This is a genomic window from Pseudomonas sp. NyZ201 (genome assembly GCF_049860765.1).
GTDB classification, from domain to species: Bacteria; Pseudomonadota; Gammaproteobacteria; order Pseudomonadales; family Pseudomonadaceae; genus Aquipseudomonas; species Aquipseudomonas bharatica.
Genome location: NZ_CP187557.1, coordinates 5,212,050 through 5,225,997, shown reverse-complemented (window position 1 = coordinate 5,225,997; position 13,948 = coordinate 5,212,050). Strand labels below are relative to the sequence as shown.

The 13,948-nt window shown below is 65.2% G+C and carries 11 protein-coding genes; 7 read left to right on the top strand and 4 right to left on the bottom strand.

The annotated features are described in order from the left end of the window. Nucleotides 1-82: 82 nt before the first annotated feature. From ACPFMA_RS23440 to gap, 4 genes are all read right to left on the bottom strand, one after another. Entirely contained in the window at nt 83-2,665 is a 2,583-nt protein-coding gene (locus ACPFMA_RS23440) for a TonB-dependent receptor (RefSeq protein WP_425928852.1), read from the bottom strand. 117 nt (nt 2,666-2,782) lie between these two features. Further along, entirely contained in the window at nt 2,783-3,742 is a 960-nt protein-coding gene (locus ACPFMA_RS23435) for a FecR family protein (protein ID WP_420059427.1), read from the bottom strand. 78 nt (nt 3,743-3,820) lie between these two features. After that, entirely contained in the window at nt 3,821-4,339 is a 519-nt protein-coding gene (locus ACPFMA_RS23430; RefSeq protein WP_009398286.1) for an RNA polymerase sigma factor, read from the bottom strand. A 126-nt stretch (nt 4,340-4,465) separates the two neighbouring features. Continuing rightward, on the bottom strand, nt 4,466-5,467 hold the full coding sequence (gap, locus tag ACPFMA_RS23425; RefSeq protein WP_425928851.1) for a type I glyceraldehyde-3-phosphate dehydrogenase: 1,002 nt from the start codon (nt 5,465-5,467) through the stop codon (nt 4,466-4,468). A gap of 221 nt (nt 5,468-5,688) precedes the next feature. Between gap and edd the strand changes: the two genes are divergently transcribed. The 7 genes from edd (at nt 5,689) to ACPFMA_RS23390 (ending at nt 13,945) form a co-directional block, all read left to right on the top strand. Further along, nucleotides 5,689-7,515 carry a phosphogluconate dehydratase gene (gene edd / locus ACPFMA_RS23420; RefSeq protein ID WP_425928850.1) on the top strand — a complete coding sequence of 609 codons (1,827 nt, stop codon included), beginning with the start codon at nt 5,689-5,691 and terminating at the stop codon, nt 7,513-7,515. Beyond that, nucleotides 7,512-8,483, top strand: a complete 972-nt coding sequence (locus ACPFMA_RS23415; RefSeq protein WP_425928849.1) for a glucokinase — start codon at nt 7,512-7,514, stop codon at nt 8,481-8,483. The genes edd and ACPFMA_RS23415 overlap by 4 nt, the downstream gene beginning before the upstream one ends. Before the next feature lie 28 nt (nt 8,484-8,511). Beyond that, on the top strand, nt 8,512-9,222 hold the full coding sequence (locus tag ACPFMA_RS23410) for a response regulator (protein WP_425928848.1): 711 nt from the start codon (nt 8,512-8,514) through the stop codon (nt 9,220-9,222). Nucleotides 9,223-9,241: 19 nt separating this feature from the next. Then, entirely contained in the window at nt 9,242-10,657 is a 1,416-nt protein-coding gene (locus ACPFMA_RS23405) for an ATP-binding protein (RefSeq protein WP_167654026.1), read from the top strand. 116 nt (nt 10,658-10,773) lie between these two features. Beyond that, nucleotides 10,774-12,039, top strand: a complete 1,266-nt coding sequence (locus tag ACPFMA_RS23400; RefSeq protein WP_064301664.1) for an ABC transporter substrate-binding protein — start codon at nt 10,774-10,776, stop codon at nt 12,037-12,039. Nucleotides 12,040-12,210: 171 nt separating this feature from the next. Continuing rightward, nucleotides 12,211-13,119, top strand: a complete 909-nt coding sequence (locus ACPFMA_RS23395; RefSeq protein WP_425928847.1) for a carbohydrate ABC transporter permease — start codon at nt 12,211-12,213, stop codon at nt 13,117-13,119. Then, entirely contained in the window at nt 13,112-13,945 is an 834-nt protein-coding gene (locus tag ACPFMA_RS23390; RefSeq protein ID WP_425928846.1) for a carbohydrate ABC transporter permease, read from the top strand. The genes ACPFMA_RS23395 and ACPFMA_RS23390 overlap by 8 nt, the downstream gene beginning before the upstream one ends. The last annotated feature ends 3 nt before the right edge of the window (nt 13,946-13,948 follow it).

The following is a 13,948-nucleotide window of genomic DNA, read 5'->3' as shown; positions in this document are numbered from 1 at the left end:
GCGATTACGTCGGTGAGTTCACTACCGTAATCGCGGGTAAACCCGCTCCCACAGGGTGTCTATGTGCGCTTCAAGATTGTGATCAGATATCCCAGACCACATTCACCGAGAAGTTGCGCCCCGGCATGGTCAGGCGATCCAGGTTGGCCGGGGCGGTCGCAGCGGCTTCGCCGATCCCGTCGTAGCCGCGCACGTCATCCCACTGCCAGTACTTCTTGTCGGTCAGGTTGTACAGGCCGGCATTGACCGTCACGTCGTCGCTCACCTTGTAGAACCCGCTCAGGTCCAGCACGCCGTAACCCGGAGTGCGGAACTGCTTGCTGGTGCCGTCCGGGGCGTAGAAGCTGGTGTCGTCGACGCGGTTCTTGCGCTTGACCAGGGTCCAGCTGAGCAAACCACCATACTGCTCCTGCTCGTACCCCAGGCCCATCACCGCAGTCAGCGGGTTGACGCTGTTGATCGGCTTGCCGGTGTCTTCGTTCTTGCCCCAGGCATAGGCCAGCGAGCCCTGGGTGTAGAGGCCATTCGGCGCGCCGAAGGCATCCAGGTTCAGGCGGCCCTTGAATTCGGCGCCCTTGATGGTGGCGTGCTTGATGTTGTTGGCCTCGAAGCTCTGGCCGACGTTGGAACCCTGCACGGCGTCTTCGTTGATGAAGTCGCGGTACTTGTTATAGAACACCGCCACATCGAAGTTGCCGGCCTCGAAGTTGCCGCGCAGACCGGTTTCGTAGCTCTTGCTCTTCTCCGGCTCGAGGTTCGGGTTGCCCTGCACGCTGTAGCCGACGCCCGGGTTCTCGAAGCGGCCGTACATGGCTTTGGCGGTCGGGGTGCGGAAACCTTCGGCGTACTGGCCGTACCAGGTGTAGTTGTCGTTGAAGGCATAGGTCACGCCGAACTTGGGCGAGACGCGGTGCCACTTCTTGTCCTCGGTGTTGACCGGCTCGTTGCTCGAGCTGATGCCGCGCAGGAACTCGTCGGTGACGTGTGGCTTCATGCGTGTCTGGTCGTAGCGCAGGCCCGGCAGGAAGGTCCACTGGTTCCAGCGGATTTCATCCTGGGCGAAGAGGCTGTAGGTATTGACCGTCGGATCGGGGAAGTCGCTGACTTCAACCAGTGCGCTGGACGCCAGCGGCCGCCCGGTGACACAGCCGAAGCCGGTGGTCAGGCAGGTGGCGGTGCCGCTGCGCGAGCCGGTAACCTTGTTCTGCTTGAAGGTCGCGCCGTAGGTCAGCAGGTGCTCGGTGTCGCCGATAGCGAAGGCCTTATCGGCCTGGGCATCGAGGATCCACTGACGGTCCTTGTAGGTGGTCTTGCGGTCGCGGTAGAGGGTGTAGACCATTGGCCGGTAGATTTCCGCGGTGCGCTGGTCGGTCTTGCCGATCTGGTAGTTCAGGCTCCACTTCAGGTTGTCGGCCAGCAGGCTGTCGACGGCGAAGTCATGAGCGATGCCGAAGCGCTCGCGGGTGACCACGTCGCTGCCGGTGCGGTCCTGGTAGAAGTTCAGCGGGTTCGGCGTGAAGGGGCCGCCGACCGCGCTTTTCTGGTCGAGGTCGCGGTCGTCCTTGTAGTGCTCGTAGGTCAGGGCGATACGCCCGTCGTCGGCGTAGTTCCAGCCCAGCTTGGCCAGCACGTTGGTGGTCTGCACGTCTTCCGGGTTGGCCTCGGTGCGGCTCAGGCCGGTACCGCCGTGCTCGCCGTAGGATTCGGTCTCGTGGCCGTCACGCCGGCTCAGGTGCAGCAGGCCGTCGAACCCGCCTTCGCGGCCGGCGACGGTGGCGGATTTCAGCCAGCTGTTGTCGGCCGAGCTATAGCCGGCCTTCAGGCGCGCGCCGACGTCCTGGCCCGGCTTGATGATGTCGTCCGGATCGAGGGTGAAGTAGCTCACCGCGCCGCCGATGGCGTTGCTGCCGTACAGCACCGAGGCCGGGCCGCGGAGGATTTCCACGCGCTTGACGATCTCCGGATCGACGTAGTTGCGCTGGGTCTGGGCGTAGGGGCCGAAGAAGTAGCTGTCGGGGATCGCCACGCCGTCGATCTGGGTCAGTACCCGCTCGCCGTCGATGCCGCGGATGTTGTAACCGTTCAGGCCGCTGCGCTGGCCGGTGCCGCTGACCGAGACACCCGGTTCGTAGCGCACCAGTTGCTTGATGTCGTTGACGTTGTTGCGGTCCAGTTGTTCGCGGGTCTGCACGCTGACGGTACTGGGCACCTGGCTGACGTCCTGGGCGCTGCGGGTGGCGCTGATGGTCACCTGTTGCAGGGCGATGGCCTGGGACTGGCTGCGCTCGATGGCGACGTTGTTGCTGCCCAGCTTGCGGTAGGTCAGGCCGGTGCCCAGCAGCAGCCGTTGCAGGGCCTGCTCCGGCGGCAGCGAACCGCGCACCCCCGCCGATACCACATTCTGTCCCAGTTCGGCGGACAAGCCGACCTGCCAGCCGGTCACCGAACTGAAGGCGTTCAACGCTGACACCAACGGTTGCTGGGCAATGTTGAAGCGGTAGTCACCCATGCGCTGGGCAGGCACTTGCGCCGGCTCGGCGGCCAGCGCCGGCAGGCTGGCGGCGCTGCTGGCGAGCATGGCCAGGGTCAGCAGGGAGAGCGTGCAACGTGGCAGGCCCGGCTTGCGGGCGGGGCTGGGGTTTCGGCGGGTGGATCCGGTGGGCATCGAAAGGCGCTCCCTGTCGCGCGTCGTTATAGGTGGCTACTGGTTCAAACAAGAATCAGTTGCATTGGCTATAACGAGACGTACGACCTCAGGGGATCGCGTAAAAAAACCTTCGACTCAGTTGATAATCACCACGGCTGGCAATTCCCGCACTTGCGAAGAGGTGATGTGGGCCAGGGCACGCACGGCTTCCAGCGGCTGGTCGAGGCGGTAGTTGCCGGTCACCGCCACCTGCTCCAGCCTGTGGTTGGTGTTGATGATCCAGCCGGGGTAGTAGCGGCGCAGCTCGGCCAGCACCTCGCTGAACGGGCAGTTTTCGAAGATCAGCCGACCCTGGACCCAGGCCAGATCCTTCTGCAGGTCGGCGCGCTGCCGTTCGCCGAAACCGTCGGGGCCGACCCGGATGCTTTCGCCGCTGGTGAGGCGGATGCGCTGGTCCTGGCTGGCGAGCACATCGACATCGCCGCGCTGTACCCGCACCAGCGCTTCGCCATCGAGGTAGCGCACCGCGAAATCACTGTCGCGCACACTGGCGCGCAGCGGCCCGGCTTGCAGTTCGAAGGGCTGGTCAAGCCCGCCGGGGATTTCGAAATAGGCCTCGCCCTGGTACAGCCGAGCGACCCGCTGGCGCGCATCGACAGCGCTGGAAAAGGCCGAATCGGTGTTGAGCAGTACCCTTGAGCCGTCGTTCAGTTCGACCCGCTGGCGCTCGCCGACCACGGTCAGGTGATCGGCCTGCAGGCGCACGGGCAGGTTCCCGGCGGTCAGGACACCCACCAGCAACACCGCTGCAACGGACAGCGGCTTCCAGTGCGGGCGCAGGCGTGCCAGAGGCGAGGCCTTGCGTTTTCGCTGCAGCTCACCGGCCGCCTGGCGCACGGCGCCGCCGTTCCACAGCGCTTCGGCATCGACATAGGCCTGGGCGTTGTCCGGGCTGGCTTGCAGCCAGGCTTCGAAGGCGCGGGTGTCGTCATCGCTGGGGCATTGCAGGCGGATCAGCCAGTCCAGGGCCTCGTCCATGGCCTGGTCGCGGGCAGTCGCATGCGGCGCGGGGCGCTGATGGGCGGGTTCGGTCACGGAAGGTCCTTGGGGCGTGGCGGCTGTCTTGTCGTGGGCGTCATGATCGCGGCAAACGCAAGGGCAGGCAAGGAACCTTCAGTTGCCGTCGAGCCGATCGGCGACGCCCATGCAGATCGCCATGATCAGTTTCAGTTCCTTCTGCACCGTGCTGGCGGAGACCTTCAGTTGCTCGGCGATCTCCAGGTAGCTGGCGCCATGCAGCCGGCTGAGGATGAAGATGCGCTGCTGGCGCGGGGTCAGTTGCGCCAGCGAGCCGCTCAGGCGCTTGAGCAGCTTTTGCGCGTGGGCGGCGTCCTCGGCGCTGCTGACCGGCGCCGCGACATTGTGCAGGATCTGCTCCGGCACATCGTCCACCAGCGTACGGGCCTGGACCCGGCGCGCACGCAGATGGTCCAGCGCCAGGTTGCGCGCAGTCTGGAAGACGAACGGTTCAAGGTGCTCGATGGGACGCTCGCCCAGTGCACGGGTGACCCGCAGGTAGGTTTCCTGCAGCAGGTCCTCGGCGGTGCTGGGGTTGTCCACCATGCGCTGCAGCGTACGCAACAGGGTCACCCGTTGGGCGAGAAAAACGGTGTTGAAGTGAGAGTGGCTCACGGGAATACCCGACCGGAATTTGCTAATGATATTGATTGTCATTAACGGCTTCGGTCAAGCGGTAAGTAGCACGGCGCTGGCGGGCAGTGCCTGGGATGCCCGCCGGCCAAACGCCGAAAGCCCCGTCTAGCGGGCGTTCCACAGTGCCAGGCAGTTATCCAGCATGCGGTTGCAGAAGGCCCATTCGTTGTCGTACCAGGCCATCACCTTCAGCAATTTCCCACTGGCTTTGGTGTGATTGGCATCGAAGATCGACGACAACGGGTTGTGGTTGAAGTCGCAGGACACCAGCGGCAGATCGTTGTAGCCGAGGATTTTCGACCCGCGGCTGGCTTCCTTGAACAGCGCATTGACGTCCTCGGCCGTGGTCGGCCGGGCGAGGGTGACGGTCAGGTCCACCAGCGACACATTGATCACCGGCACCCGTACCGCCATGCCGGTGAGCTTGCCGGCCAGTTCCGGCAGGACCAGGCCCACCGCCTCGGCGGCCCCGGTCTTGCTCGGGATCATCGATTGGGTCGCGGCGCGGGCGCGGTAGGGATCGCTGTGGTAACCATCGGTCAGGCTCTGGTCGTTGGTATAGGCGTGTATGGTGGTCATCAGGCCCTGTTCGATGCCCAGCTCGCGGTGCAGCACCTGGGCCACGGGAGCCAGGCAGTTGGTGGTGCAGGAGGCGTTGGAAATGATCTGGTGCGAGGCGCGCAGGATGTCGTGGTTGACGCCATGGACTACAGTGGCATCCGCGCCCTTGGCCGGCGCCGAGATGATCACCTTGCGCGCTCCGGCGGTAATATGTGCCGCTGCCTTGGTGCGATCGGTAAACAGCCCGGTGCATTCGAACACCACATCGACATCCTCGGCCCGCCACGGCAGTTCCGCCGGGTTGCGGATGGCGCTGACGGCAATGCGGTCGCCGTTGACCGTCAGGCTCTCCTGGTCGAAGGACACCTCGGCGGCAAAATGGCCGTGGACGCTGTCGTAGCGGAGCAGGTGGGCATTGATGGCGCTGTCGCCCAGGTCGTTGATGGCGACGACCTGCAGGTCGCGGCGGTAGCCTTGGGTATAGAGTGCGCGCAGCAGGTTGCGGCCGATGCGGCCGAAGCCGTTGATTGCAATCCGGATAGTCATGGCACCACCTCGCGTACTGTACGGAATTTTGTTGTTGTAATTACAAGATTAATCGGAAACAGATAGAAAACAAGCGTAGCTGCTGGCAATATTTTGTTCGAATTACCACGTCGAGCGATCCAGTCCTTTTCTACCGGCACTTGGCCTGAGCGTAGGCGCAATCGTTTGGAAGGGAAAATCGCCAGAGCGTCGCCACCACCGTTTAGCCTGGAGTCGAGTTCATGCATCCGCGTATTGTCGAGGTCACCGAGCGGTTGATCGCCCGCAGCCGTCCCACCCGTGAACGCTACCTGCAACTGATCCGCGGCGCCGCCAGCGACGGCCCGATGCGTGCCCGCCTGCAATGCGCCAACTTCGCCCATGCCGTGGCCGGCTGCGGCGCCGACGACAAGCAGACCCTGCGCCTGAGCGATTCGGCCAACGTCGCCATCGTCTCCGCCTACAACGACCTGCTCTCCGCCCACCAGCCCTACGAGCACTACCCCGAGCAGATCAAGCAGGCCCTGCGCGACATAGGCTCGGTCGGCCAGTTCGCCGGTGGGGTGCCGGCCATGTGCGACGGTGTCACCCAGGGTGAACCGGGTATGGAGATCGGCATTGCCAGCCGCGAGGTGATCGCCATGTCCACCGCCGTGGCGCTGTCGCACAACCTGTTCGATGCGGCGCTGATGCTCGGTATCTGCGACAAGATCGTCCCCGGCCTGATGATGGGCGCGCTGCGCTTCGGTCACCTGCCGATGCTGTTCGTCCCCGGCGGGCCGATGCCCTCGGGGATTTCCAACAAGGAAAAGGCCGAGGTGCGCCAGCTCTACGCCGAAGGCAAGGCCAGCCGCGAACAGTTGCTGGAGTCGGAGATGAAGTCCTACCACAGCCCCGGCACCTGCACCTTCTATGGCACCGCCAATACCAACCAGTTGCTCATGGAAGTGATGGGCCTGCACCTGCCGGGCGCGTCCTTTGTCAATCCCTACACGCCGCTGCGCGATGCCCTGACCGTGGCGGCCGCGCAGCAGGTCACCCGGCTGACCAAGGCCAGCGGCAACTTCATGCCGATCGGCGAAATCGTCGACGAAAAGGTGATCGTCAACTCGGTGGTGGCCCTGCACGCCACCGGCGGCTCCACCAACCACACCCTGCATATCCCGGCCATCGCCCAGGCCGCCGGGATCCAGTTGACCTGGCAGGACATGGCCGATCTTTCCGAAGTGGTTCCGACCCTTTGCCACGTCTATCCGAACGGCAAGGCCGATATCAACCACTTCCAGGCGGCCGGGGGCATGGCCTTCCTGATCCGCGAGCTGCTCGATGCCGGCCTGCTGCACGAGGACGTCAACACCGTGGCCGGTCGAGGCCTGCGCCGCTATGTCGAGGAACCCTTCCTCGATGGCGACGCGCTGGTGTGGCGCGAGGGGCCGCGGCAAAGCCTCGACGAGTCGATCCTGCGCCCGGTGGCCCGGCCGTTCTCCGCCGAAGGCGGATTGCGGGTGATGGAAGGCAACCTGGGCCGGGGCGTAATGAAGGTCTCGGCCGTGGCGCCCGAGCACCAGGTGGTCGAGGCGCCGGCGCGGGTCTTCCACGACCAGCAGGCGTTGGCCGATGCCTTCAAGGCCGGCGAGCTGGAGCGCGACTTCGTCGCCGTGATGCGCTTCCAGGGCCCGCGCTGCAACGGCATGCCCGAGCTGCACAAGATGACGCCGTTCCTTGGCGTGCTGCAGGACCGCGGCTTCAAGGTCGCGCTGGTCACCGACGGGCGCATGTCCGGTGCTTCGGGCAAGATCCCGGCGGCCATCCATGTCTGCCCCGAGGCCTATGACGGCGGGCCGCTGGCCCGGGTGCGCGACGGCGATATCGTGCGCGTCGATGGCGCCACCGGCAGCCTGCTGGTGCGGGTGCCGGACGATGAACTGGCCGCCCGCGAGGTCCCGCCTGCGCCACTGGGCAATGACCTCGGCTGTGGCCGCGAGCTGTTCGGTTTCATGCGCCAGGCCTTCAGCCCGGCGGAGAAGGGCGCGAGTGCCTTCACCCAGGCGCTGGAGGGGTGCAAATGAGCGTTTCGCTGGTAGGCGATATCGGCGGGACCAACGCCCGTTTCGCCCTGTGGCGCGACGATGCCCTGCATGCCGTGCAGGTATTCCAGGCAGCGGACTACAGCAGCCCGGAACAGGCCATCGGTGTTTACCTGGAGGGCCAGGGCATTGCCCGTGGCGAGCTGCAGGCGGTGTGCCTGGCGGTGGCCGGACCGGTGTCGGGCGAGGAGTTCCGCTTTACCAACAGTCACTGGCGGATCAACCGCAGCATTTTCTGCGCTGCCTTGCAGGTCGAGCACCTGCTGCTGATCAACGATTTCTCCGCCATGGCCCTGGGCATGACCCGCCTGCAACCGCACGAGCGGATCAGTGTTTGCGCCGGCGAGGCCGACCTGAGCCGCCCAGCGCTGATCATCGGCCCCGGCACCGGCCTTGGTGTGGCCAGCCTGCTGCGTCTGGAAGAGGGGCGCTGGCTGGCCGTGCCGGGCGAGGGCGGGCATGTCGACCTGCCGGTCAACGACGCCCGCGAGGCAGCAATTCGCCAGGCCATCGCCGAACATACCGGGCACGTCAGTGCCGAGACCGTATTGAGCGGTGGCGGACTTTTGCGCTTGTACCACGCCATCTGCAGCCTCGACGGCCACGCGCCGACCCTGGCGGCGCCCGCTGCCATCACCGAAGCCGCGCTGTCGGGCGAGCCGGTGGCGCTGGCGGTGATCGAGCAGTTCTGCCGCTTTCTCGGCCGGGTCGCCGGCAATGATGTGCTGACCCTCGGCGGGCGCGGCGGGGTGTATATCGTCGGCGGCGTGGTGCCGCGTTTCAGCCGCCTGTTCCTGCGCAGCGGCTTTGCCGAAAGCTTTGCTGACAAAGGCTGCATGAGCGGCTATTTCCAAGGCATCCCGGTGTGGCTGGTGACCGCCGAATTCTCCGGGCTGCTGGGTGCCGGCGTGGCATTGCAGCAAGCGCTGGCGGGAACCTCCGGGGCTTGATTCCCGGTCAAGGACAAGGACCTCTTTCGTGAGCAAGTCGATTCTGCTGGTGGATGACGACCAGGACATCCGTGAACTGCTGGACGCCTACCTGAGCCGCTGCGGTTTCCAGGTGCGCGCCGTGGCCGACGGCCAGGCGTTTCGCCAGGCGCTGGATGCCGAGGGCAGCGACCTGGTGATCCTCGATGTGATGCTGCCCGACGAGGACGGTTTCAGCCTGTGCCGCTGGGTGCGCGAACATCCACGCCAGGCGCGGGTGCCGATCATCATGCTGACCGCCAGTTCCGACGAGGCCGATCGGGTGATCGGCCTGGAGCTGGGGGCCGATGACTACCTCGGTAAACCCTTCAGCCCGCGCGAACTGCAGGCGCGGATCAAGGCGCTGTTGCGCCGGGCCGGGTTCCAGGCTCCGGCCGGCGAGGTGCTGGCCTTCGATGAGTGGCGCCTGGATACCGTCAGCCATCGCCTGTTCCATCGCGACGGCGAGGAGGTGATTCTGTCGGGCGCCGACTTCGCCCTGCTTAAGCTTTTCCTCGATCATCCGCAACAGATTCTCGACCGCGACACCATCGGCAATGCCACGCGCGGACGCGAGCCGATGCCACTGGATCGCATCGTCGATATGGCGGTCAGCCGTCTGCGCCAGCGCCTGCGCGACACCGGCAAGCCGCCGCGGCTGATCCGGACCGTGCGGGGCAGCGGTTACCTGCTGGCGGCCAGTGTTGCTGCGTCGCACTGAGCGCCGCCGGCGCCTGCCGCTGCCGCGTTCGCTGCTGGGGCGGATGCTGCTGCTGACCTTGCTGGTGGTGTTGCTGGCCCAGGGCCTGTCGAGCCTGATCTGGCTGTCGCAACTGCGTGCCAGCCAGCGCGAGGGGCTGGTCGCCAGTGCGCGAAGCCTGGCGCATTCGATGAGCGCCAGTGTCAGCTACTTCCGCTCGCTGCCCCTGGCCTATCGACCGCTGGTGCTGGACCAGTTGCGCAGCATGGGCGGCACGCGCTTCTTCGTCTCCCTCAACGATCGCCCGCTGGACATGCAGGTGCTGCCCAGCACACCGCGCAAGGAGGCGGTCATCGCCGCGGTGGACGAAGTGCTGCGCCAGCGCCTGGGCGAGATGCGCATTTCGGTGGAGTTCGTCAGCCCGCAGGACCTGCGGATTTTCAACAGTGGCCTGAAGCTCGACGAACTGCCGCGTTCCTGGGCGCATTACGCGCTCACGCTGGAGCCGGTGGAGCCGCCGGTGCTGGTCACCCAGATCCGCCTGGCCGAGGGCGAGTGGCTGTATATCGCCTCGCTGCTGCCCGAGCCCTACACCACCCTCGAAGATGAAGGGCTGCCGCGCCAGCAGGTGTTGTTCATCGGTTTCACCGGTTTCTTCCTGCTGCTGTTCATCGGCCTGCTGGTCCACTGGCAGAGCAGGCCGCTCAAGCGCCTGGCCCTGGCGGCGCGGGAAATGTCCCTCGGCGCGGATGTGGCGCCGGTGGTGGAGGGCGGCGGCAGCGAGGTGGAGGAAGTCGCGCGCGCCTTCAATGCCATGCGCGAGCGCATCAGCCGCTATCTCACCGAGCGCAGCCAATTGTTCAGCGCGATCTCCCACGACCTGCGTACGCCGATCACGCGCTTGCGCCTGCGCGTCGAGCTGCTGGAGGACGAGCAGGTGCAGGCGAAGTTCGGACGGGATCTGGACGAACTGGAGATGCTGGTGAAAGGCGCGCTGCAATGCGTGAAGGACACGGATATCCACGAAAACATCGAGGCCATCGATCTGAACCAGGTGCTGGAATGCCTTGTCGAGCCTTACCTTGCCAGTGGCCGGGTGACCATCCGAGGGCATGCCGAGGCCGCCTACCCGGGCAAGCCGCTGGCCTTGCGCCGCTGTATCGGCAACCTGATCGACAACGCGTTGAAATATGGCGAGCGGGCGCACCTGCGGATCATCGATAGCGAGGACAGCTTCGTCCTGCATGTGGACGACGAAGGCCCCGGGGTGCCGGCGCAACAGCTGGAACAGGTGTTCGAACCGCATTTCCGCCTGGCCGGGAAGCAGCAGGGGTATGGCCTGGGCCTGGGGATTGCCAGGAATATTGCCCATAGCCATGGCGGGGAGGTGAGTTTGAGGAATCTGCGCGAGGGTGGCTTGCGGGTGACCCTGAGCCTGCCCCGGTATCTTGATTGATCTCCCGGGCCTCATCGCCAATGTCACTGCCTGGTGACATTCCCGCATCCCTTCGTTACCTCCGCCTTCCACCCCCTGATTAGACTCCAGTGAAAACAACAAAAAGGCTTCTCCCGATGAATGCGCTTACCCGTCTCGCCGCCGTCGTTTCCCTGGCCTCGCTGTTTCCCCTCGCTGCCCACGCCGCCGATAATCCCGGTACCGTCGATGTCCTGCATTGGTGGACGTCCGGCGGAGAAGCCAAGGCCGTGGAAACCCTCAAGCAACAAGTGCAGAAGGACGGCTTCGTGTGGAAGGACAATGCCGTCGCCGGTGGCGGTGGTGCTGCCGCCATGACCGTGCTGAAAACCCGCGCCATTTCCGGCAACCCGCCTTCCGCCGCGCAGATCAAGGGCCCGGATATCCAGGAGTGGGGCGCCCTCGGCCTGCTCACCGAACTGGATGACGTGGCCGCCGCCAACAAGTGGGACGACCTGCTGCCCAGGCAGGTCGCCGATATCATGAAATACGACGGCCACTATGTCGCAGTGCCGGTGAATATCCACCGGGTCAACTGGCTGTGGATCAACCCGCAGGTGTTCGACAAGGCCGGAGCCAAGGTGCCGACCACCCTCGACGAGCTCTTCGCCGCCGCCGACAAGCTCAAGGCCGCCGGTTTCATTCCCCTGGCCCACGGCGGCCAGCCCTGGCAGGACAGCACGGTGTTCGAAGACCTGGTGCTGAGCATCCTCGGGCCCAAGGGCTACCACGCCGCCTTCGTCGACCTCGACGAGAAGACCCTGACCGGGCCGCAGATGACCGAGGCCTTCGCCACCCTCAAGCGCCTCGGCACCTACATGGACCCCAACCGCGCCGGGCGCGACTGGAACATCGCCGCCGCCGAGGTCATCAACGGCAAGGCCGGCATGCAGATCATGGGCGACTGGGCCAAGAGCGAGTGGAGCGCTGCCGGCAAGGTGGCTGGCAAGGACTACCAGTGCGTGGCCTTCCCCGGGACCCAGGGCAGCTTCGCCTACAACATCGACTCGCTGGCGATGTTCAAGCTCAAGGACGCCAACGACATCAAGGCGCAGAACGACCTGGCCAAGGTCGCCCTGGAGCCGGAGTTCCAGACCGTGTTCAACCAGAACAAGGGCTCGCTGCCGGTGCGCCAGGACATGGACATGAGCAAGTTCGACGCCTGCACGCAGAAATCGGCGGCGGACTTCAAGGAAGCGGCCAAGGGCGACGGCCTGCAACCGAGCATGGCGCACAACATGGCCACGACCCTGGCGGTGCAGGGCGCCATCTTCGATGTGGTGACCAACTTCCTCAATGATCCCCAGGCCGAGCCGGCGACAGCGGTGAAGCAGCTCAACGCGGCGATCAAGGCGGCCAGGTAGTACGAATATCGATCAAGCGGCGCGGTCTTGTGGGAGCGGGTTTACCCGCGATTACGATAGTGAATTCACCAACGCAATCGCGGGTGAACCCGCTCCCACAAGGTCCCGGCTAGATCAATAAGTCATGTGCTGTTCCTTGGGCTGGCTTGTTCACACCGGAGATCCCCGATCATGACCACTGCAATCGCCCAGCGGCGAGCCTCCCCCCTGGACGCCGTCCAGCGCTGGCTGCCCAAACTGGTGCTGGCCCCGAGCATGCTCATCGTGCTGGTGGGCTTCTATGGCTACATCCTCTGGACCTTCATCCTGTCCTTCACCAACTCCAGCTTCATGCCCAGCTACAAATGGGTCGGGCTGGCCCAGTACGCGCGGTTGATGGACAACGACCGCTGGTGGGTGGCGAGCAAGAACCTGCTGGTGTTCGGCGGGCTGTTCATCGCCATCAGCCTGGCCGTCGGAGTGCTGCTGGCCGTGCTGCTGGACCAGCGCATCCGTCGCGAGGGCTTTATCCGCACCATCTACCTGTACCCCATGGCGCTGTCGATGATCGTCACCGGCACCGCCTGGAAATGGCTGCTCAATCCCAGCCTGGGCCTGGACAAGCTGCTGCGCGACTGGGGCTGGGAGGGCTTTCGCTTCGACTGGCTGGTAGACCCGGACCGCGTCGTCTACTGCCTGGTGATCGCTGCCGTGTGGCAGGCCTCGGGCTTTGTCATGGCGCTGTTCCTGGCCGGGCTGCGCGGCGTCGATTCGTCCATCGTGCGTGCCGCCCAGGTCGATGGCGCGAGCCTGCCGGTCATCTACCTGCGCATCGTCCTGCCGAGCCTGCGCCCGGTGTTCTTCAGTGCGCTGATGATCCTTGCCCACATCGCGATCAAGAGCTTCGACCTGGTGGCGGCCATGACCGCCGGCGGCCCGGGCTACGCCTCCGACCTGCCGGCGATGTTCATGTACTCCTTCACCTTCAGCCGCGGTCAGATGGGCATGGGCTCGGCCAGCGCGATCCTGATGCTGGGCGCGATCCTGGCGATCCTGGTGCCGTACCTGTATTCGGAACTGCGAGGCAAGCGCCATGACTAGCCCATCGCTGCGCCTGAGCCGCATCGCCATCTACACCACCCTGCTGGCCGCCTGCGCCCTGTACCTGGTGCCGCTGCTGGTCATGCTGCTGACCAGTTTCAAGACCCCCGAGGACATCCGCGCCGGCAACCTGCTGAGCTGGCCGCAGGTGATCACCGGGATCGGCTGGATCAAGGCCTGGGACACGGTGGGCGGCTATTTCTGGAACTCGGTGAAGATCACCGTGCCGGCGGTATTGATCTCCACCTTGCTCGGCGCGCTCAACGGCTACGTCCTGTCGATGTGGCGCTTCCGCGGTTCGCAGCTGTTCTTCGGCCTGCTCCTGTTCGGCTGTTTCCTGCCGTTCCAGACCGTGCTGCTGCCGGCCTCCTTCACCCTGGGCAAGCTCGGCCTGGCCAGCACCACCAGCGGCCTGGTGCTGGTGCATATCGTCTACGGCCTGGCCTTCACCACGCTGTTCTTCCGCAACTACTACTGCAGCGTGCCCCAGGCCCTGGTGCAGGCGGCGCGGCTGGACGGCGCGGGATTCTTCACCATCTTCGGGCGGATCCTGCTGCCCATGTCGGTGCCGATCATCATGGTCTGCCTGATCTGGCAGTTCACCCAGATCTGGAACGACTTCCTCTTCGGCGTGGTGTTCGCCAGCGGCGACGCCCAACCGATCACCGTGGCCCTGAACAACCTGGTCAACACCAGCACCGGGGTCAAGGAATACAACGTCGACATGGCCGCCGCGATGATCGCCGGCCTGCCGACCCTGCTGGTCTATGTCCTTGCGGGCAAATACTTCCTGCGCGGGCTGACGGCCGGCGCGGTCAAGGGGTGAAGC